The following is a 21,278-nucleotide window of genomic DNA, read 5'->3' on the forward strand; positions in this document are numbered from 1 at the left end:
AATTCCGTTTTTTCTAATTTAAGTTAAGCGGAATATAAGTTTTATAATTTTTTACGAAACAGAAAAAAACCGGTCAAGGTAAACTTTCACCCCAACTGGCTTGTCAAATTCATTTATTCAATTCTATAATCAATTTTTGTCCCATCAAGCAAATAAGCCTAAATCTTCTTTTTCTTCTTTCATAAGTATATGAATGTGGTTTCCCATCAAACAATAGGCATATATCTTATATTCACTTTTTTTCCTTCCTGTTCTTGGAATTTTTATCACCCTAAGTTATCTTATTATTTTATAAATTCTTCATCAACCGCAAGAACCGTTTCCTTGGTTGTGGTTATAACATGTAGGTTAAGTAAAAGTCATTTTTAAGGAAACCTTTTTAAGTCACTTCTTTTAAATGTCCATTCAGGAGTAGGGATGATCTCTCCCTCAAAGTTTAAAGAGTACCATGGACTCAAGTCCCTATCCATGGGATTTACTAATATCTGTGTTTCTTGAGCTGGCATGTAACTTTGGGCTAATAAAAATAATTTTTCCCCTGTAGGTTCATTGACTGCCATATCCACAACAACTACTGCGTGACCAGGACTACCGCCTTGGATGAATACATCTCCGATCTCCATTTCATTTAAATCAACTGAGATCAATTCATTCTCTAATGAAATGGTGCCGGCATAGATAAAAATAATATCCATGTAACGCCTAAAATCTTGATATGTATTAGAAGGTTCTGTTCTTTTCACCCAAAAACTTCGATTTCCTTCCACAACAATGCGATAGCCTTCCATCCATTTACTATAATCTACCCTAAATCCATTGGTAAAATTAAAGTGTATCTTCTCATAGGCACCCATTCCGTACAAATACTCTCCTCTAAGACGCATAATCGCATCCGCACACTGCTGTAAATCCCGATCACCTATTTCCATATCTACTACTGCCATGTAGATATTACTTTTATTTTTCTCAGCACCATTATAATAAAGTACTGGAGAGCCATGGGGCTTTAAGTGGAGAGTTCTTAAATATTCAGCATAGGAGCCATCTGCCACAGTAACCCGTTTAAAATCTATGGGTGTCAATATCCTTGTCTTAATGGTTGCTCCCTCTACCACAAGGGATTGCTTCGGCAATTGTGTTTCCGGGATTTTATCTACCTTTATTTCTTGATCTTCAGTATTGGGTACTTCCCCTTTAAGCTGAATATTTGTACAGGCTAGTAGTTGTGTAGACAGTATTGAAACCATCAAACACTTTAAAGTAATATTCAATATTTTTTTCATATTCCACCTCTTCATATTAGGGAGTTTTTTTTTATTAATAGATGTTCTTCACATAGCCCGCCTACCTGGCCATATTCTGCCCCACTTCTAATAGTATCTAATCGATTACTTTTCTGACTGAACTATCCTTTGGTTCATCATTTCTTATTATGTCTTTATCCGTAAGACTTTTTCTATCTTCATAATCTAAACAAATGTCCACACTGGTCATACTTTCTATTATATATACATAATTAGAGCATAATCTTTGCATTGTTAAAGACAATGACTCTGTTCCTTCTCTCATTAATAAATGTATATGGTTTCCCATCAAACAGTATCCATAAAGTCTAAATTCACTTTTTTCCGTGCTTGCCTAGCCATATCTACTCACCTAAGAAAAATCATATCAAAACTTTTCTTTTCAGACAAGCCCCCTATCCCCTTGGCTTGCTATAAACAAAGGATGCTTAGTCTTCAAGCACTAGGCATCCTCAGTTAATTTTCTTTAATCATCCAATTTACTTAATAAGCAATAACTCAATAGAATCTCAACATTTTTATAAAAATACTAGATTTTATCCGTTGCCAGTTCCATTGCTTTTACATTTTTAGCATTGCTTTTTTTAGCTTTCTGTACCATTATAAGGCCACATAGGATACCTACTACATTCATAGCACTTGCAATAATATAGGCTCTAGAATAACCCTCTCCACTTGCTTCAACAGCTACAGCAGCAATTCTTGGGCCTACCACAGCCGCCACCCCATAGGCTGTGAAAATAATTCCATAATTCATCCCTAGGCTTTTCGCTCCAAATTTATCTGCCGTAACAGAAGGCATAATACCTAAGAAACCACCAAAGCTTAGGGCAATTCCAAATGTTGATATAATAAATAATACAATATTATCTGCTATATTCAAGACAAGTAACATACTTGCACTTACAGCAAACATTAAAGCCATTGTATTGTATCTTCCAATTCTATCAGAAACAATCCCCCAAAATATTCGTCCAAAGGTATTGGCTAGGGCCAGTATACTTACACAAATAGCCGCTACGCTTGATGTAAGTCCGATCTGCCCCTGTGCAATTGGTGATGCATGTCCTATAATCATAAGCCCCGATACGGCTCCAATGATGTAGATAACCCACAGAATATAGAAGGTACCTGTTTTCATCATCTCCTCTGGTGATAGGTCTAGACCTGAATTAATAGATGTTTTTGACTTAGAATTAGCTGGTTCCCATCCTTTGGGCTTCCAACCAGGTTGAGGTGATTTTATGATTGAAGAGCATAGGGCAATTAATATAAAAAATATTATGCCCATTAATTTAAAGGTTGTTAAAACATCATACCTATTAATTAATCCCTCTGCCAAAGGTGCTAGAATAACTGCTCCTGACCCAAAGCCTGCTGCAACTAATCCACCAGCTAGTCCCCGTTTATCTGGGAACCACTTTACTGTATTGGCAACTGTACAGCCATATACTGCGCCAATCCCTAAACCACCTAACACGCCATAGGTTAAATAAAGCATCATTACAGAGTTTGTCAATCCGGTCAAGTAAATACCTGCACCAAATATGACGCTACCTAGTAACGTAATCATCCTAGGTCCCTTTTTATCCTGGAACCTTCCAAATATCATCATTGACACTGGCACTAAAGCTAAGCTTAATGTAAAAGCCAAAGATACTTCAGCTGTAGTTGAGCCTAGAAGCTCAACCAGAGGTGTCTGAAAAACACTCCAGGCATAAGCTGCTCCTATACATATATTCATGATAATACTTACAATTAATATCGTCCATCTATTTCCTCTTAACTCTGTCATTTTGTCACTTCCCTTTTATATTATTATCGATGTCTCCTTATTTATTGTTATTTTTTTAACAATCTTAGTCGCATAAATACCCTCCTCAATCCTTTCTTATGGCTTTTTAATAGTTTGAAACTAATTCATAAAACTATCTTACATCAAACTTTTAAAGATGGCTATAATTTTTAGCTTTCTATTTTTTTCTTAGGCTTTATTTACGTCTATTTCTTGTTGTAATAAATAAATAGATTTAAAAACTACAAACATTACTATAGTTTTGCACTTTTAAAATAATTAACAAAAACTGACTGACGTAATAATTCACAAAATAACTTTAGCACCCATAAGCCAACGAAAGAAGCAATTCAATCAAAGATTAAAGAGATGAAAGAGCGTAAAAGAAAATATCAGAAGCAAGGGGAAGCAAGGGGACGGGGTTATCGCTTTGGTCCTGTGTAACATATTATAATTTCCAAATAATATTCGCCGAGACTCCAGTAACTCTTGCCAGCTGCCTTGTTGATATTCCTTCTATCTCTAAGGCTTTCTTTAACATCATTTCCTTCTTTTCTTTTGATTCATTTTGTAACGTCCATGCTTCTACCTTAAATTCATTTTTTATTATCCGTCTTAATTCATCGTCTGATATATTCTTCTTTTTCCCCTCGATTTCTAAGCACTCATCACTATTATTCTCTTTGTTAAATTTAACAAATAATTCAATAGCTATATCATTGTCTTTAGCAAATATTTTAAGTACATATTCCTTATCTATTATTTTGGGGGTTACTGAATACTCCCGATAACTACTCCATCTATAGTCTTTTATGTTTCTTATCATTCCTGCTTTTATAGGATTCTGATGAATGTATCTTATAACCGTCAAAAAATATGATTCTGTCTCTACAGGTTCACTTTTAAATCGATCCTGAAATAAATTTCCTATCCGTTCATATTTCTTGTTATACCAATATACATAGCTTCCACTTATCCACCTCATTATTTGTTCTAGTGGTTCTTTTCCTTCTTTTAACAATAGATGTATGTGATTATCCATGAGACAGTATGCATATATACTATATTCACACTTTTCTTTATATCTTATTAAAGTTTGTAATAACTTTTCTCGATCTTCGTCATCCTCAAATATGCTCTGTCAGTTTATTCCCCTCAATATTATATGGTATGTTCTAGTTTGACTCTTCTTTCTGGCTGTTCTTGGCATAATTATCACCTCATGCTCATCTTACTATGATTTGCTTCACAAAGCAACACCCCCGTCCCTGCGCTTCTTTTGCAGAACACTTCTATCTAATTTTAAAGCCTTCGTTCCATTCTCCAGACACATTTTTTCGATCTCATATCTATTTAGACCTATTTTCTCAAAGTGTGCCATTTCATCAAATAAGCCTTTCCCATGATCAACCCCATAGGCTCCTGAATCACTTCCTAGTACCACATTGCATCCTAGCTCAACCGCTTTTCTAATATTTTCTATCTGTTCCTCATATACTCTACTTATTATTTCCCTTTCCATTTTGAATTTATTGCTATGGGTATTGAGAATATTCCCTAGGGGAGAAAGTGTGGGAGTCCACAGGATTTCCTTTTCAGCCATATAATAAACTTCTGCTTCAGAAATTAGATAACCATGTTCTATGGTATGAACACCTGCTGTGATTGCCTTTTGTACCCCATCTTTTCCATTAGCATGTACCATAACAGGGATGTTATGCTCCCTTGCTGTCTCAACCATATATTTTAATTCCTCTAGAGTAAAAGTCGTTTCTCCAACCTCACCATATTTCTTAAAATCTACTATGCCAGTTAAGATAATTTTCAAATGGTCTAACTTGTGATCTAAAAGAATCTTAAACGTTCTCGTGAAATCTTCTTTATCCGTTATTGACTCTCCTAAAAAATTGCCGTAATGCCCTTGTTTGTATAGGGCATATATAGGGGATTTGTAAATCACACCTTCTTCTTCAGCGATTTCCCTGGCTAATTTAGAGGCATAGATCCCATCTCCTCCATCCCGTAAAGCATAGATTCCAGCTTTTTTATATTCCTTCAATACCCTTCTGACCCACTCTATTTGGGTCTCTCTCCTGGCACTTTCCCATTCTTGCTTATTATACAAATGATTTAAGGCTATATGAATATGGGCGTCAATTAACATTGTATATCCACTCTCTTTACTAAATTATTTTATGTTTCTTAATTACGAATTTACACCTTCTGATAACCGTCTTTCAGTAATTGTGTCGTCCAAAACCAATATTTTGACACGCTTTGGCTTTGTTAGCTTTTGTAATCCTTCAGTAACTCGTATCGCCAGTAACGATAAAAATCGATAATATGTATTCTTAGAAAGCGCCTGATCCTTACGTTCAGATTCAAGAAAACGATAAAGGTTCTTGCTTTGAAAGACTAAAAGAATCAAAAACGGAAAACCTTAAAAACTGATGTACCTTGATTTTTGCGAATCCCAGCTTTTCTAAGCAGTTAGGCAATCTTTAATGTTTTCAAAGAGTGTAGTAAAGCATTTTTACTCTTTTCAGATGGGTCATAATGATGTATCATTGTGGTATGCATCTCTCTTATCTGGATTTTAAAGTGTTTTCTTCGTAGTTACATTTTATCAGATTGAGGTGTATTTTTGTGTCTATATACATATTATTTTCGTAGAAACATTAGATTTCACAGTACCTTAAGTCCCGTTTAAGGGTGGGAAAGTTGAGTAGATAAAAATACCTTTATCAATAAAATAGGATGACTAATTAAAGTAGAAACACCACACCCACTCCATGATGCAGTACCAAATATTCAAATATATGGATTTTCTATTAAGAGTTCCGAAAAAAAAAATCAACCAAAAGGTTGATTTTTTCAATGTCAATTAATTATTGGTAATGTATTTCCCCCATAGGGCATTAGAGTAATTTTAGGCTCTAGAGGACTTAATTTGCAGGCTAGATCTAAAGCTTCATCTAAGGAGTTAGCTGGTAGAAACCCTAATTTTTCCACATGATCCCTAGGAAGAGTTGAAATGAGAATTAACTTCCTGTAAACCCCTGTATAGGCAGCTTTATAGGCAGCATAGCCAGGAACAGTGAAATTCTTTTTTAGTGCCTTTTCCATTTCCTCTAGGGTCTTATATTGAAACCAATTCAAGAACTCTGAAGCTCCTAAACCATCGCTGCATTCAGATGCTAAAATAATCACACTATTTTCCTTTCCTCCATAAAGGCAGTTATCCATTGTCTTCACCGTTTGATATAGATTTATATCCTTTGGATACCCCCCGGCAGATGCAATAATAATATCTGACTTTTCCTTTAACTCAATTCCATATACTTCTCGTATTATTTCACAACCTTCAAGCCACGCTTCCTGAAAGTCACCAGCAACAAATTTCAGGAACCTACCATCAGCATCTAAGACTGCATTTATTAGGAAATCTGGGTTTATCATTCTGCATATTTCTGTGATGTCTTCTCGCATGGGATTTCCATCTATCTTGTTTGATGCAGCCTTGGGATTCAATCCGGTATTAATGCCTTCATTAAAGGTAAGCCTGTGATTATGCTGAATTGTCTCTAATCCTGCAACTCCGGGCACCATTCCCTTAGCTCCACCTCCGAAACCAGCAAAAAGGTGAAAGGCTATACCCCCTGTGAGAATCACTCTATCGGCCTTTACTATTCTTTTATTAATAAAGATTGGAGTATTGAAGCTTGATTCTCCAACATAATCTAATCCCTTTGAATCAAAACAATCATGATCATGTATTTTTATCCTATTATAAACTTCATTTCCCACAATAGCTTGCTTTTCCCCTTCATTTGAGGGTCTGTGGGTACCTAATGCAATTAATATATCAATATGACTATCTTCTACACCCATAGCATTTAGGTAATCTATTAGATGGATTAAAAATTGATCTGTTTTAATCCACAGTCTAGTGATATCACTAACTACTATTACAACGGTTTCTCCTTTTTTAATCACATTCTTTAAGGAAGCAGAAGCTGTAGGATTTTCAATGGCCCTTATTACTGCCTCCTTAACATCTATTATTGGGGCGGCTACCCTTGGTAAAAGTGTATTTAATATTAACTTTTCATTAATTTTACAGAGAAGCTCACCTCTCCCATATTTAAAGCTATAGTTTTTCAATAAAATCCCTCCTAGAATGCCGACACAACAGCTCCACCAAAGCTTTCCTCTATAAATTGTCTAATCTCACTGGAATGATATATTTCAACAAGCTTTTTAATTCTTACATCCTCCTCAAGCTCTGGTCTAGTAACAATATGGTTTACCCAGGGAGAATTCTTATCTTCAATAAATATTGAATCCTCTACAGGATTCATCCCTGCCTCAATGATAAAATTAGTATTAATTACAGCCACTGCCACATCCGGTAGAGCTCTAATAAGCATTGGTGCCTCCAGCTCAACTATTTTAATGTTTTTAGGATTTTCTACTATATCCCTAACTGTTACCGCAGTACCTGCACCTTCCCTGAGTTTAATAACTCCGGCTGTCTCCAATAGGATCAATGCCCTAGCTTGATTTGTCGAATCATTGGGAACTGCTACCTGTTGGCCTTCAACTAGTTCACTAGGTGAAGCGATTTTATCAGAATAGATACCCATTGGAAAGTTTACTGTTGGTGCGATGGTAATAAGATCCATGCTTCTATCTGTATTAAATTTAATTAAGTATGGTTCATGCTGAAAAATATTAGCATCCAATTCCTTATCAAATAGCTGTATATTGGGTTGAATATACTCATTGAAAACAACTAATTCTATATTTAAGCCCTTATCCTCAGCCAATTCTTTAACCTTTTTAGCAATTTCTTCATGGGGCCCACCTGTTACACCAATCTTTAATGTATCTTCATTACCAGCAGCGGTTTTAGCTCCACAGCCCGTTACAATTAATGCCAATAAAACAATAGTTATAGATATTAGTATGATTTTTTTCATTTTTTTCTCTCCTTCAGTCATTTTTTGTGTTTATTTTGCTTGTTGTTTAATTTAGTGACTTAATTTCTTTTGAAAATATTCCCCTGTACTTTGAACAACATTTACGATCAGCAGCAAAATTATTGTGCTTACAATCATGATGTCAGTTCTATAATATTGATAACCGTATCGTATAGCGAAATCCCCAAGACCTCCACCTCCCACCGTTCCAGCTATGGCAGAAAAACCGATTAAGCTAACGACGGTTATGGTTAAAGCATATATGATTCCAGGTAAGCCCTCCACAAGTAATACCCTATAGATTATTTCAAAGGGGCTAGATCCCATGGCCTGTGCTGCTTCAATAACTCCTGGATCTATATCTAACAGTGCTGACTCCACCTGCCGTGCCACAAAGGGAGCGGAGGCAAATATTAGAGGTATTATTGCACCCCTAAGACCTATTGTTGTGCCAGCTAAAAATCTTGTAATAGGTATAATGGCCGTTAACAAAATTACAAAAGGTAAAGATCTAAATATATTCACTACCTTTCCCAATATAAAATTTATCAATTTATTTTCCACCAGATTCCCTTTTCTTGTAATAACTAAGATTACACCTAAAGGAATTCCGATTATGGAGGCAATTAATCCAGATATAAAAACCATAATCAAGGTATCCATAAATGCTTTAACTAACTCAGGAAACAATTCAACTACATTGGGTAGCATTTGATTTACTAGCTCCATACTCTCTTAATACCTCCACTCGTATTTTATTGCTTTCAAGAAGTGCAATTGCTTCTTGAATCTTTCCTTCATTACCCGTAAGACTGACCACAAGACTTCCAAAGGGGATCCCCTGTAGGCTTTCTATGCTTCCAAAAAGTATGTTTACCATAATCCCATACTCTCTAGATATTCTAGAAATAAAAGGTTGCCCCGTTACCTGACCAACAAAGGTAACTTTTACAGTTAATTCATATTGACCTGGATCCCTGAGGAAATTCTGATTTATCAACTCATCTAGGCCTTCATAACCCATGGTCTTAGCAATAAATTCCCTGGTAATATCTGTTGCTGGATTAGAAAAGACATCTATGATGCTTCCCTCCTCTACTACCTCCCCAGCATCCATCACGGCCACCCTATTGCAAACTTCCTTTATAACCTCCATTTGATGGGTAATAATTACCACCGTTAAATTGAGCTTTTGATTAATCTCTTTCAACAGGTTTAAAATTGACCTTGTATTCTGAGGATCTAGGGCTGAGGTTGCCTCATCACATAATAATACCTCTGGATCATTGGCAAGGGCCCTTGCTATGCCCACCCTCTGTTTCTGACCTCCACTTAGCTGAGAGGGATAAGAATAAATCTTATCTTTAATTCCAACCAATTCTAAAAGTTTTACCACTTTTTCATTTATTTCAACCTTTGTTAAACCTTTACCCTTTAAGGGGTAAGCTATATTATCATACACAGTCCTCCTCTTCATTAAGTTAAAGTGTTGGAAAATCATTCCTATTTTTTCTCTTTGTTTCCTTAATTCCTTTGGCGATAGTTCTGTTAATTCTATGCCATTTATTGTGACTTTCCCAGAATCCATTTTTTCTAAAAGATTAATGCATCTTATCAAGGTGCTTTTACCAGCCCCACTATATCCAATTATTCCAAATATATCTCCTCTTTGTATTTTCAAGCTAACCTTTTTTAATGCCTTAACAGCTTCTTTGTTACTTCCATAGGTTTTGGTTAGTTCATGTAATATAATCAATTTTCAGCCTCCTTTCTTTACCATAGAAATAGCACATACTTTTTACCAAATAAAAAAACCTCTTCTCAAAGAGAGAAAAGGTTTATCTGCATAAAAATAACCCAAGAAGGGTTTCATTATCCATTCTCATCTCCCAGAACTATGTTCTGCTGGATTTAGCACCGTCACATATGTGTGGTTGCTGAAACATCATCGGGCCAGTCCCTCAGTTTCTCTTGATAAGTTATATTTAGTTTTTATATTAGATATGATTATATAGTGTATAAAATGTTTTGTCAACAATAAAATTAATTTCCTTCTTTTCTTTTGATTCATTTTGTAACGTCCATGCTTCTACCTTAAATTGATTTTTTATTATCTGCCTTAATTCATCATCTGATATATTCTTCTTTTTTTCCTTGATTTCTAAGCACTCATCATTATTATTCTTTTTGTTAAATTTAATAAATAATTCAATAGCTATATCATTGTCTTTAGCAAATATTTTAAGTACATATTCCTTATCTATTATTTTGGGGGTTACTGAATATTCCCTATAACTACTCCATCTATAGTCTTTTATATTTCTTATAATTCCTGCTTTTATAGGATTTTGATGAATGTATCTTATAACCGTCAAAAAATATGATTCTGTCTCTACGGGTTCACTTTTAAATCGATCTTGAAATAAAGTTCCTACCCGTTCATACTTCTTGTTATACCAATATACATAGCTTCCACTTATACGTCTCATTATTTGTTCTAATGGTTCTTTTCCTTCTTTTAACAATAGATGTATGTCACTAGTGTTCAATTAATGGATTTTAAATCCATTGACAATACTTCGTATCCAGTACTTTCATAATTTGACTTAAATTTAGACATGAAAATAGTCAGTAACCTTTGCTTTAATATAATTACACACTAACCATATTTGCAAGGGGGTACTGACTATTGGTTAATGATAATTATATCACTATTTTCGAAAAATTATTAGACATCATTGATTGGAAAAAATTGAAAGAATCTACTTATCTACTAGTGCTTAGTAACCTCCTTCTTTGGGGAAGATATGTGTAAACTAATCCCAAAGAAATGGAGGAACATCATGAAAAAGAAATATATCGTAAAACTGACCAATGAAGAACATCAAGAACTAACAGATATAATAAGTAAAGGTAAATCACCGGCATATAAAATCAAACATGCAAACATTCTTCTCAAGGCCAATACAGACGGACCAAACTGGATTGATAGACAAATTGCAGAAGCGTTTAATTGCCATAGCAATACGATAACAAATGTCAAAAAACGCTTCGTAGAAGAAGGTCTTGATAGTGCTCTTGACCGAAAAAAGAGAGATCCTTCTACTTTGCCTAGAAAATTTGATGGTGTAGATCAAGCTAAAATAATAGCTCTTGCCTGCAGCACACCACTGGCTGATCATTCTCACTGGACATTGAGGTTACTCGCTAATAAAGTTGTTGAATTAAATATAGTTGATTCTATTTCACATCAAACAGTTTCCAGGATTCTAAAAAAAATGACTTGAAGCCTCACCAAAGTAAGTATTGGATGATACCCCCTGAACAAGATGCTGCCTTCGTATGCGCTATGGAAGATGTCCTTGATTTATACCAGAGACCCTATGATAGTAATAAGCCTGTAGTTTGTATGGATGAACAGCCTATACAACTTATTAGGGAAACTCGTACCCCTCTCCCCTTAGAACCTGGGAAACCTGAACGACACGATTATGAATACGAAAGAAATGGTACAGCAAATGCTTTTATGTTTACAGAGCCTTTGGGTTGTAATCGTTCTGTTCATATCACAGAGACAAGTGCAAAGGAAATATTTGAAGTAGAAAAACTTAAAGCCCTAGCAGATAAAGGTTATTACAATGCACAGGATTTAAAAAAATGCGAAAAAGAAGGTATTACAACCTATGTTTCAAAACAAGTATTTCCCAATACTACAGGAGAGGAATAATATTATTTAGACAAATTTGAATATGATAAAGAGGAAAATATTTATATATGTCCTAAAGGAGAAAAACTTTATTGTAGAAGACAAAAACCTATAAATGAAAATACAAAAGAAATAGTATATCAAAATTTCAAAGCCTGTAGTAAATGTAATTTTAAAGATCAATGTACAAAAGATAAAAGAGGCAGACGAGTAAGAAGACCAATAGATCAAGATATCTTAGATAGAGTAGACCAGAGGATGATAGAAAACAAAGAACTCTATAAGCAAAGACAAATGATCGTAGAGCACCCCTTTGGAACGATAAAAAGAGGGCTAGGCATGACGTATTTTCTGACAAAAGGGATGCAATCAGCAAAAACGGAGATTTCTTTTGCCTTTTTAGCCTATAATATGAAACGAGCACTAAATATACTGGGAATAAAGGCAATAATGAGGAGACTAACAGACAAAAAAGCATTTGTTAGCCTCCGATTTTGTAAATATTATCGTATACTTAAAAACATTTGCCAATTTAACATGAAATCCATGAAAAGTGCAATGGAATAATAATGCAATTTAGCGCAGTCTTACGGTTCTTTGTGCTTGATCCTTTGTCCTTGACCTTGACTTCCCTACCGGCTACTACCCTAACATCCTTTTATAATAGATAAACATTAATAATATGATACTACATATTCTGATTTTAAGTTGTTTACAATGCTATTTTTTACACTTATATAATTTTGCGCAAAATATAAATTTTTAAAATGTTCAAGGTTATTATCTAAACTAAGAATATCGTTTATCAATATAACATGCATATCTCCGGAATCCATGACATGATAGACATCACCTACTGAATATGTATTAATATTATTAGTAGTATGCATATCTGTTATTTCGCTATAATCATGATCGGAATCTAAATTTGTATGCATGTGATTTATGATACTATCCATTGATGTTGTGTAACTAATAAAAAATTCTATGTTGAATTGATCTTCAACTTCATGTATCTCTTTACCCTCTTTAAGCATAGTTTCAACGTCAACGGCATGATGATGATCAGTTGTTTCATAGACATATATTTCATATAGTCTTATGTCAGGATCGCCATAGTGGTTCATCAAAAAACTTTGTATCTGTGAGACATTTATATCATCTTGTTTATAAATTTGATATACATTATATACCTCAATTAGTTTTTGTCTACCTATTTCACTATTTATAGTGTATCCTTCAAATGCAGGAAATAGTTCGCTTAATTCATGTAAATCCTCGTCAGTAGGTGCTTGAATATTTCGATTTTCGCTTTCCAATTGTATTAGATAATCGCCTACTTTCTGGTTAATGATTGCCACTTTGTAATTATCATTAAGAATACTGTTTAATTGGTTTTTCGTCAAAACAGTCTCATTTTCTACCTTAAATACTGGTTCATCTTTGACAACATTATAAATAAGAAAGGCATTTGTAAATAGACTTAGTGCCAATATGGCGTAAACAATTTTATCTAATATTTTTTTCATCCTAGTTCACCCTCCTCTGCCAATATTATTTCATTTTTAAAATATGTCCGTCTATCACTCCACTAAACATCGAATAATAGACGGACATAAATTATTGAGAGTATGATTTAATTTCCAGTATACGTTGTATGCATATGAAAACGACCATAATGTCCTATTAGCCCCGAACAACTGGCTTGTTTTGATTGAGGAGAAGCAGCACAGAATGGATTAGAAGTATAATCTGCTAGGCAGTTACTATAAGAACCCAGTGCCCAGTCGCAGTCGCTTGCAAAGAAATTCAAAATTGCACTTGGTGAAGCTTGGTTTGAATAGTAAGTACCATTACCTAAGTAGCCGTTAAATCTGTTGCAATGTAACCGATATCCATATACACCTTGCTCACCATTAGACCAATATGGATCCGTTGGACTGGCATTGATTGTAAAATCGGATTTTTCAAGATTTTCCATACTTTTATTGTCAACAGAGATCATATAACTGATATCAACATCAAATATTACTGTAGCCTCTGTGGTATCACCGCTGATAAGCTGTGCATAGCTTTCATTGGTCACAGGGTCATAAACTTTAACTTCTAGACTCTTATTTGTTTGAGTCAGTACTTTTGCTTGACCATGGCTGTCCAATTCAATATCGGCACCATCAATTGTTACCTCGATATCTGTATAAGTTACTAGACGTTCAAACCGCTGTTCAGCACTATTATAGAACCAGCCAGTAGCAACAGCAGCCTCAATGGCCTGTTCTAAAAGTTCACTATCATCACCATCTAATTCTGGCATTTCAATAATTTGTCTAAACTTAACGTCAAGAGTTTTTTCGTCTAGTGTCGGACTACCCGCATTTGCAACCAAAGCAAAACCAGTAATCATAAGAGTCATAGCAATAAATACGCTTAAGATTTTTTTAGACCTATTCATAAAATAAAACCTCCCATTTTTATAATTTTATCATTCTTTACCACCGAAATTAATTTTGCCTCCTTTTAACATTATTTCACGAAAATAGATATTGGTGGCTACAGTGAATCTATTATCACCCATGCAGGCTACTTATTATTGACAGAGGTAACCTGCTATGGGGTATCGTGATTTGAGTTTAATAATATATGTTTAAAGCACTAAGATGTGTTCTTTATCAGCAGATTGGTCTTATTATGAATACTACTTGTTGTGCTTTGACAATCTAGATACAATACAAATCTTTTTAGTAGTATTTTTATTGAGATAGCTATTGTATTTTTCTTAAAGTAATCCAAACAAATTGATTGTCATAATTACTATAGATAAATTCAGCAACAACTTCCATTTCACGATCATAGTATATATGCTTCATCAAACGTTGTTCACCATCTTCTGTCTTTTGTAAATAGGCATCACCCAGCAAGTTACTTACCTCATCTATCGTGGATATGCTTTGATTGTTATTTACATTTATTACTACCTCTGAATTAAAAGCAAAAATATAATTGACATAACCGTCCTCAATATCTAATACCAATTCACTAAAATAGTAAGTATAGTCACCTTCTCTATTTATAAAGCGATTACTCTCTTGATATATTGATAAGTCAATCTCTCCAATATTAGAGCCAATTCCTATCCTATCAACAGTAATATTGGACAAATCGGTTGTTTCAAGGCCTTCTATTTCCCATTCACTATGCTGATTTTCAACAAATCTAAATAGCGAATCGAAAGAAGGATTGAATATCAATAACAATATAATCGTAAAAAGAATTATGCTAATCACTACAATACCAATAGTAGTATTTTTCTTTTTATTTAACACATTTTTAACCCGCTTTCTCGTATTGCTTTCTCCAAGAGCAAGCATTGACCTTGTAATTTTTATTGGGGTTTTGCTAAAATTGTAAATAGTTTGAGCATATTCTTTTCGAACGCTGCTCCCTAAAGTCGCTACTACTTTTTCATCGCAGCTCATTTCAATATCATTACTCAAATATTTAAATGCCATCCAGACAAATGGATTAAACCAGTGAATTGCCAGTACAAAGTATGCAAAGAATTTGATCAGATAATCCTTTCTTTTAATATGAATTTGCTCATGGCAAAGTACATATTTAAATTCGTTTTTAGTTATGCCCAAGGGTACATATACTTTAGGATTGAGCAGTCCGAAAATGAGAGGAGTAGTAATCTGATCTGTTTCAAAAACATTATCTTGTATTTTTATGGCAGTCATCAGTCTTTTCCTGGCTTTATTGTATGCGATAGCCTCATTTAGCAGAATTCCAGCAAACCCTATAAACCAAACAACAAATAAAAATATCAACATAAACGTTAAAAATGGGTTGTTTACTGATAAAGTTTCGGCACCAGATAAACTCCTGCCAATGGAATAGGGAATATATTCTGGTCGGGTAAAAATATTGTTGATTCCATAACCTCTAAAAAAATTTAAAACACCTGTGAAGTTGATGGAAAAAGGAATAATAAGTTGAAACCATACAATCCCCCATAAAATATACGAATACTTTTTAGGAACAGTCCTTAAAAAGAATCTTCCAATTAAAGCTAAAATAATTAAATAGCTGCCTGCAATGCTCATATTTAAAATTGATATAAATATGTATTGCATTGCATCACTCCTCCTTGTATTCGTCAATCAAGTTTTTAATTTTATTGACTTCTTCTTTGGATAATTTTTTGTCTTTTAAAAATGCAGTAATAAAGCTAGGCAAAGATCCCCCAAAAGTTCGCTCAATCATGGAATTGCTCTCATATTGATAAACGTCTTCTTTGGTAACTAAAGTAGTCACAATAGAATTGTTATTTTGCATGATCCCTCTTTCACATAGCTTTCTTAAAACTGTGTAGGTCGTGGTTCTTTTCCACCCCAATTGCTGTTCACAAATATTCGCCAATTTTCTTGATTGAATCGGTTCGTTATCCCAAACAATACAGGTAAATCGATATTCTGCATCAAATAATTTTAAATTTTTGCTCATTATAGCCACTCCTTACTTCTGTTTATCGTGATAGACTACGGTCAGTCTATCACGATAAACAGATATTGTCAATATAGAAATTGATAAACTAAAGTAGGGGAATAAAAATTTCATTCCCCTCTTAGTCAAGTAACAGATGTCACTTCATAACCCAAGGGGACGGTTCCGGTTGACTCTTGCCCTACAAGAACTCTCTCGTTATATTCATACTTTTAAAACTATATTTCTACTTATCCCCGTAAGCCTTGCTATTTGTCTTGTTGATAGGCCCTGCTCTTTTATTGTTTTTAAATATTTATCCCGATTATCTTTTTCTAATTTTTGAATGTCTGTACAATGAATTATATTACATGTATTTTTAATGATCTCTACTGCTTCATTATCTTTAATTCGCCTTTTTTCACTAATATCTAAACATTCATTACTACTTTCTTCTTCATGGAATTTTTTAAATTCTTCTATGGCTTTTTCCTATCAGCATTAAATTCATCTAATATAAAATCAATGTCTACAATTTTTTCTTTTACTATATACTCAGTATAACTGCTCCAGTTATACCAATATACATAGCTTGCTCCTATACGTCTCATTGTTATGCCTAAATCTTCTTTTTCTTCTTTCATAAGTATATGAATGTGATTTCCCATCAAACAATAGGCATATATCTTATATTCACCTTTATCTTTATACTCTAACAGTGTATGTAAATACTTTTTACTATCTTCTTCATCCTCAAAAATTATTTGCTTATTGATCCCTCTTATAACAATACGATAAATTCCCGTTTCACTGTTCTTGACATTTTTATCACCCTAAATTATCTTATCATTTTATAAATTCTTCGTAAGCCTTATTTAGGTTATTTGATTGTAAAATCTGTTCCATCAGTTCGTCCGTCTGAAAACCTGTGATGATGTCATTGTTATTTGCCGCCACCTTCAGATTCACAGTCGCCTGCGACACCTTTGCCTTAAGCTATACACTTCCCACTACTAGGGTGTGCAGGACTTTCACCCGTTAGATTACGCCCATACTGGGCACACTGCAAAAGCGGCAGGATAGCTTTTTTTGCTATGCTGCCGCTCGGTTTTATGCTTTTGAAAATCATGTTCTTTTCATATATTTCCATACGGTCAACGGAATAAATATCGCAAGTATCACCATAGCGCCTAATATAGCGAACCAAAAGTCCGTACCGATTGTACCGTAAATCAACATCTCCCGAATCGCTGCTACCGCTTTTGTTAGAGGGTTGATTTTATCCACAAAAAATTGTAACCCGCTCGGCATGGTTTCTACCGGCACAAAGGCATTTGATAAAAAAATCAACGGAAACATGATTAATATACTTGTCGATGAAGCGGCGGCGGCTGTTTTCATAGATAGGCTAATATAAGTAAACAACCAACTTAAACACCATGCGAAAATAGTCATAAAAGCTATACAAGCTATAATAGCAAGTATTCCGGCTGCTGGTCTAAATCCGATGAAATGACCGACAGTAAAAACAACGCTTCCCGCTATAACGTAGCGAACTAAATCCGCAACCAAAATTCCTGCAATGGGTGCTATTCGGGCAATCGGCATGGATTTGAAACGGTTTGTCGTACTTTTGTCAATATCTTCGCGGGTTTGTACGCCAGCCGTTGCACAATTCATTATAAATGTTTGCATTAAAATTCCCGGTATGACGATAGGCAGATAGCTTGCCGTATCGCCGGAAATTGCCCCGCCGAAAATATAGGTAAACAATAATGTGAATGCAATCGGCATAAGGGTTATATCCATAAATGTTTCGGGATTGCGGAACGATTTTAACAATGCCCTGTATGCGAAAGTAAACATGTTCCTGATTACGAACCCTATACCGACACGGTTTTTTAATTTACGCTCGTTGGCGGGTATAATCGCTGTATTTGTCATATCAAAAACCCTCCTTTATTATGCCCCACTTTGCTTGTTAAGGCAAAGTATACCTCGTCAAGCGTTGGTTTAGTTACATTTATTTCTGTAAGCTGAATACTCGCTTCTTTCAGAGCCGCAAGAATGTCCGTTAATTTATCGGTGTTATCCATTGGCGCAGACAATTCTGTCGCTTCCGAAATCTGTACTTTAACCCCAAGCATTTGTTCAATGATACATGCCGCATTATGAGTATTATCAGCGTTTAGAACCTTTACTTGCAATGAAGTAGAAGCTATGGATTTTTTTAATCCATCCGGCGTGTCATTTGCGATTACGCGCCCCTTATCAATTACAACGATGTTGTCGGCAAGCTGGTCTGCTTCGTCTAAATATTGTGTTGTCAATAAAACGGTTGAACCATTTTTAACAAGAGTACGAATCGTTTGCCACATTTGCGTCCGTGTCCGTGGGTCGAGCCCCGTTGTCGGCTCGTCAAGGAAGATAAGCGGCGGTTGAGAAAGCAGACTTGCGGCAAGATCAAGGCGGCGGCGCATACCGCCGGAAAATTTTGATAATTCACGATTTGCCGCTTCCGTTAAAGAAAATTCCTCTAATAATTCTTCTGCTTTGTGTTTTGCTTCTTTTCGAGAAAAGCCAAGCAATCGTCCGAAGATTTTTAGATTTTCCATTGCGGTCATATTTTCATCAATAGAAGCGAATTGACCTGTCAAGCCAATAAGTTGCCTTACGATTTGCGTGTCTTTTTTAACATCGTAACCGAAAATTTTAGCATAGCCGGAATCGGGTTGTGAAAGCGTGGCAAGCATATTGATTGTTGTTGTTTTACCCGCACCATTTGGGCCGAGAACACCGCAAATTGTTCCTGTAGGAATCGAAAGGCTAACACCATCTACCGCTCTGTTATCACCAAATGTCTTTACTAAACTATGCGCTTCTACCGCTAATGTTTTATTATTTGTTGTCATTGTCATTACCCCCTTTTTTATTACGAGAACCAAATCCAGGAAAATCACCTTTGCCACGAGGAAAATCCCCCCTACTGCGTCCTAATAGTTTTTTAATAAATTTAAGCATGAGCTTACCTCCAAATTTTAATTAGTAGATTTCTACCTATATTCCTTCAAAAAAACAAACCTCCCTTGGGTCTGTATTGAAGAAAACCCTTTGTGCCTGTTTTAGCAAGGATTTACCACTTAGCATAAATAAGACTTAGCCCGAAAATAAAGGCAATAACTAGTAAATAAATTCCCATTCTTATTAATTCATTACTATATTGATCCAAAAACTTACTAATTTTATTATTTCTAATCATATCCATCACCTCCTCAGCAATATAATTGACAGAAGTTGTTTTTTTCGTCAACTCATTTTCCCCTTAACGAGTACGCTGTGGCATATCTAAATTTATGCAATCGTGCGGTACTTTTGTCCCCAATAGATGCCCATAACAGCTAAAGCGGCAATGACGCTCAAAACGATAACACTCATTACAGGGTAGCTTACACTCATGCCGAACACGCTATAGGCCTTGTAGCCACCAAAAATCTCTTTTATCAGCGTGACATTTGCCAACCCAAAATCAATAATGGGTTGTATTCTTTCGATTACGGCAGTTCCCATTGATGCAATCCCAATATTGATAAACAGAACGGCCAATCCAATTCCAACAGTTCCCATCTGGCTTTTCATCCTCGAAGAAATAAAGCAGATGATTAAGGTATAGACAGCACTGGTAAAGAATAACCACGCGGCGGCGATAATGGCAGCATGTATACAAGCCACACGCAGTTTTTAATCATTTTAATATATTCTTCATTCGTTTGTGAACGGTTGATCTCGCCGTACTCCATCATCATAATTTGTTTCGCGATATTCGTCGCCACAATCCTTATAGTCCTTCCCGTCAATCAAAATCCTTCCTTTACTGGGCGGCATGGTATCTGCCATAATCCGCATCATAGTGGTTTTGCCCGCTCCATTGGGGCCGAGCAGACCGTAAACGCCTCTATCCATTGTTACGGAAATGTCCTTTAGAACCTTCTTGTCTTTAAAACTCTTGGATACTTGTTCAAATTGTAATTTCATCTGCAAACCTCCATATGCTCAGGCGTTTAGCCATTTGAACTGGCTGGGATAGTTAGCTCACACGCAATCTGTAGAATGAGGAAAAACATTGCCGCCCAAACCGGGATTAGGAATAGTTTTTTTGAAAAATTGTACCATGTGTATCACCTCTGGTTTTATTTTTAGTAGAGTTCTACATAATTGACTAAAAAAACATGAATTCCCTTATCCATTATATATATATCGAATTCGACATATACGTAGGTTAGAAAAGCAAGCTGCGTTGCCATTCTTGAATTATCCTGCAGCTTGCTTATGTTTTTTGTTCATCGACTGTTGGCACGAGCCTAGAAGCCTTATCCTGCGAAACATTATCGTGTGCTCTTTGGAGCAGGGTCATAAATTGCTCCTGCTCTGCAAGAGTCATACATGAAAGAAGTTGCCGCTCTGTGCTTTCAAATACATTGCGTAACGCATCTAAAACCTGTTCGCCTTTTTCTGTTACCATTATATTCATCGCTCGGCCATCGTCTGCACTGCTACATCGGACGATAAAGCCTTTCTTCTTTAATCCATTTAATAAACTTGTTACCGAAGGTCCTTTGAGTTCCATTAAGTCTTCCAGAAACTTACGGCTGATGTTTACTCCTTCATAAAGACTTCTGTATATGCCACCCAAAAGTCGTGCCTGCTGATTCGTTATATCATGTTCCTCCAGCTTTCGATCGTTGAGATAGCGCAAAGATAATGCAATGCTTTGAATGTAAAAATCCGCGTTTGGTTTTCCGGTTGCCCTAATCATCTACTCACCTCCATGAAACTATGTAGAATTCTATTCATTATTATATGCGTAGAACTCTACTTTGTCAAGCCCTAATTTTTGATCCCTATAGGATTAAGGAATCAAAATCCTGAAATGCAAAAGTGTTTTTACTGCAAAAACAAGACAGATAAAAGCGCTATTTGAATTATCCTCTGCTGCAATTTACAGCCTTTCT

The 21,278-nt window shown here is 35.3% G+C and carries 27 protein-coding genes and 1 riboswitch; of the genes, 3 read left to right on the forward strand and 24 right to left on the reverse strand.

Annotated features, from left to right (window positions below):
• Positions 1–365 precede the first annotated feature (365 nt).
• The 11 genes from AMET_RS19080 to AMET_RS19125 form a co-directional block, all read right to left on the reverse strand.
• Positions 366–1,283 carry a DUF4846 domain-containing protein gene (locus tag AMET_RS19080; RefSeq protein WP_012064942.1) on the reverse strand — a complete coding sequence of 306 codons (918 nt, stop codon included), beginning with the start codon at positions 1,281–1,283 and terminating at the stop codon, positions 366–368.
• Between the two features lie 97 nt (positions 1,284–1,380).
• On the reverse strand, positions 1,381–1,569 hold the full coding sequence (locus tag AMET_RS19085; protein ID WP_157047304.1) for a hypothetical protein: 189 nt from the start codon (positions 1,567–1,569) through the stop codon (positions 1,381–1,383).
• A gap of 264 nt (positions 1,570–1,833) precedes the next feature.
• Positions 1,834–3,099 (reverse strand): L-lactate MFS transporter, encoded by a 1,266-nt coding sequence (locus tag AMET_RS19090; protein ID WP_012064943.1) that lies wholly within the window; start codon positions 3,097–3,099, stop codon positions 1,834–1,836.
• Positions 3,100–3,547: 448 nt separating this feature from the next.
• Positions 3,548–4,234, reverse strand: coding sequence for a transposase (locus tag AMET_RS19095; protein ID WP_242661503.1), 687 nt, complete (start codon positions 4,232–4,234; stop codon positions 3,548–3,550).
• Positions 4,235–4,345: 111 nt separating this feature from the next.
• Complete coding sequence (locus AMET_RS19100) at positions 4,346–5,263, reverse strand: amidohydrolase family protein (RefSeq protein WP_012064944.1); 918 nt, start codon at positions 5,261–5,263, stop codon at positions 4,346–4,348.
• Between the two features lie 42 nt (positions 5,264–5,305).
• Entirely contained in the window at positions 5,306–5,527 is a 222-nt protein-coding gene (locus tag AMET_RS25960; RefSeq protein WP_157047305.1) for a hypothetical protein, read from the reverse strand.
• A 452-nt stretch (positions 5,528–5,979) separates the two neighbouring features.
• Positions 5,980–7,263, reverse strand: coding sequence for an NPN-dependent 2-hydroxyacid racemase, LarAH10 family (gene larAH10, locus AMET_RS19105; protein ID WP_012064945.1), 1,284 nt, complete (start codon positions 7,261–7,263; stop codon positions 5,980–5,982).
• A gap of 11 nt (positions 7,264–7,274) precedes the next feature.
• Positions 7,275–8,081, reverse strand: a complete 807-nt coding sequence (locus AMET_RS19110) for a MetQ/NlpA family ABC transporter substrate-binding protein (protein ID WP_012064946.1) — start codon at positions 8,079–8,081, stop codon at positions 7,275–7,277.
• A gap of 51 nt (positions 8,082–8,132) precedes the next feature.
• On the reverse strand, positions 8,133–8,810 hold the full coding sequence (locus AMET_RS19115) for a methionine ABC transporter permease (protein ID WP_012064947.1): 678 nt from the start codon (positions 8,808–8,810) through the stop codon (positions 8,133–8,135).
• Positions 8,773–9,837: a methionine ABC transporter ATP-binding protein gene (locus AMET_RS19120; RefSeq protein ID WP_012064948.1), complete on the reverse strand. Its 1,065-nt coding sequence runs from the start codon at positions 9,835–9,837 to the stop codon at positions 8,773–8,775. The genes AMET_RS19115 and AMET_RS19120 overlap by 38 nt, the downstream gene beginning before the upstream one ends.
• A gap of 123 nt (positions 9,838–9,960) precedes the next feature.
• Positions 9,961–10,062: riboswitch (SAM riboswitch) on the reverse strand.
• A gap of 16 nt (positions 10,063–10,078) precedes the next feature.
• Positions 10,079–10,630 (reverse strand): transposase, encoded by a 552-nt coding sequence (locus tag AMET_RS19125; RefSeq protein ID WP_198135364.1) that lies wholly within the window; start codon positions 10,628–10,630, stop codon positions 10,079–10,081.
• Positions 10,631–10,924: 294 nt separating this feature from the next.
• Between AMET_RS19125 and AMET_RS27415 the strand changes: the two genes are divergently transcribed.
• The 3 genes from AMET_RS27415 to AMET_RS25200 all read left to right on the forward strand — a co-directional run bounded on the left by AMET_RS27415 (position 10,925) and on the right by AMET_RS25200 (position 12,354).
• Positions 10,925–11,368 carry a helix-turn-helix domain-containing protein gene (locus tag AMET_RS27415; protein ID WP_041721101.1) on the forward strand — a complete coding sequence of 148 codons (444 nt, stop codon included), beginning with the start codon at positions 10,925–10,927 and terminating at the stop codon, positions 11,366–11,368.
• A gap of 62 nt (positions 11,369–11,430) precedes the next feature.
• The gene (locus AMET_RS27420; RefSeq protein WP_157047306.1) at positions 11,431–11,808 is read left to right on the forward strand and encodes a hypothetical protein; all 378 of its coding nucleotides are present in this window, start codon (positions 11,431–11,433) and stop codon (positions 11,806–11,808) included.
• Between the two features lie 45 nt (positions 11,809–11,853).
• Positions 11,854–12,354 carry a transposase gene (locus AMET_RS25200; protein ID WP_278184258.1) on the forward strand — a complete coding sequence of 167 codons (501 nt, stop codon included), beginning with the start codon at positions 11,854–11,856 and terminating at the stop codon, positions 12,352–12,354.
• Between the two features lie 107 nt (positions 12,355–12,461).
• Here AMET_RS25200 and AMET_RS19145 read toward each other — a convergent pair whose 3' ends face one another.
• From AMET_RS19145 to AMET_RS19190, 13 genes are all read right to left on the reverse strand, one after another.
• The gene (locus tag AMET_RS19145) at positions 12,462–13,316 is read right to left on the reverse strand and encodes a hypothetical protein (RefSeq protein ID WP_012064951.1); all 855 of its coding nucleotides are present in this window, start codon (positions 13,314–13,316) and stop codon (positions 12,462–12,464) included.
• Positions 13,317–13,423: 107 nt separating this feature from the next.
• The gene (locus AMET_RS19150; protein WP_012064952.1) at positions 13,424–14,239 is read right to left on the reverse strand and encodes a hypothetical protein; all 816 of its coding nucleotides are present in this window, start codon (positions 14,237–14,239) and stop codon (positions 13,424–13,426) included.
• 310 nt (positions 14,240–14,549) lie between these two features.
• Positions 14,550–15,920 carry a M56 family metallopeptidase gene (locus AMET_RS19155; RefSeq protein WP_012064953.1) on the reverse strand — a complete coding sequence of 457 codons (1,371 nt, stop codon included), beginning with the start codon at positions 15,918–15,920 and terminating at the stop codon, positions 14,550–14,552.
• A gap of 4 nt (positions 15,921–15,924) precedes the next feature.
• Positions 15,925–16,290 (reverse strand): BlaI/MecI/CopY family transcriptional regulator, encoded by a 366-nt coding sequence (locus tag AMET_RS19160; RefSeq protein WP_012064954.1) that lies wholly within the window; start codon positions 16,288–16,290, stop codon positions 15,925–15,927.
• A 458-nt stretch (positions 16,291–16,748) separates the two neighbouring features.
• Positions 16,749–17,069 (reverse strand): transposase, encoded by a 321-nt coding sequence (locus AMET_RS26715; RefSeq protein ID WP_330368771.1) that lies wholly within the window; start codon positions 17,067–17,069, stop codon positions 16,749–16,751.
• A gap of 46 nt (positions 17,070–17,115) precedes the next feature.
• Positions 17,116–17,253 (reverse strand): hypothetical protein, encoded by a 138-nt coding sequence (locus tag AMET_RS25965; RefSeq protein ID WP_157047307.1) that lies wholly within the window; start codon positions 17,251–17,253, stop codon positions 17,116–17,118.
• A 141-nt stretch (positions 17,254–17,394) separates the two neighbouring features.
• Positions 17,395–18,213 (reverse strand): ABC transporter permease, encoded by an 819-nt coding sequence (locus tag AMET_RS19170; RefSeq protein ID WP_012064955.1) that lies wholly within the window; start codon positions 18,211–18,213, stop codon positions 17,395–17,397.
• Positions 18,210–19,181, reverse strand: coding sequence for a daunorubicin resistance protein DrrA family ABC transporter ATP-binding protein (locus AMET_RS19175; RefSeq protein ID WP_012064956.1), 972 nt, complete (start codon positions 19,179–19,181; stop codon positions 18,210–18,212). Before AMET_RS19175 ends, AMET_RS19170 begins: the two co-directional genes overlap by 4 nt.
• Positions 19,168–19,290, reverse strand: coding sequence for a hypothetical protein (locus AMET_RS26980; protein ID WP_278184221.1), 123 nt, complete (start codon positions 19,288–19,290; stop codon positions 19,168–19,170). Before AMET_RS26980 ends, AMET_RS19175 begins: the two co-directional genes overlap by 14 nt.
• 112 nt (positions 19,291–19,402) lie before the next feature.
• Positions 19,403–19,579 carry a hypothetical protein gene (locus AMET_RS25970; RefSeq protein ID WP_012064957.1) on the reverse strand — a complete coding sequence of 59 codons (177 nt, stop codon included), beginning with the start codon at positions 19,577–19,579 and terminating at the stop codon, positions 19,403–19,405.
• Between the two features lie 41 nt (positions 19,580–19,620).
• Positions 19,621–19,893, reverse strand: a complete 273-nt coding sequence (locus AMET_RS19180; RefSeq protein WP_012064958.1) for a hypothetical protein — start codon at positions 19,891–19,893, stop codon at positions 19,621–19,623.
• A 135-nt stretch (positions 19,894–20,028) separates the two neighbouring features.
• Complete coding sequence (locus AMET_RS19185; protein WP_041721105.1) at positions 20,029–20,301, reverse strand: ATP-binding cassette domain-containing protein; 273 nt, start codon at positions 20,299–20,301, stop codon at positions 20,029–20,031.
• Between the two features lie 292 nt (positions 20,302–20,593).
• Complete coding sequence (locus tag AMET_RS19190) at positions 20,594–21,082, reverse strand: MarR family winged helix-turn-helix transcriptional regulator (RefSeq protein WP_012064960.1); 489 nt, start codon at positions 21,080–21,082, stop codon at positions 20,594–20,596.
• Positions 21,083–21,278: the final 196 nt, after the last annotated feature.

It is taken from the genome of Alkaliphilus metalliredigens QYMF (assembly GCF_000016985.1).
In the GTDB taxonomy this organism is placed as follows: domain Bacteria; phylum Bacillota; class Clostridia; order Peptostreptococcales; family Natronincolaceae; genus Alkaliphilus_A; species Alkaliphilus_A metalliredigens.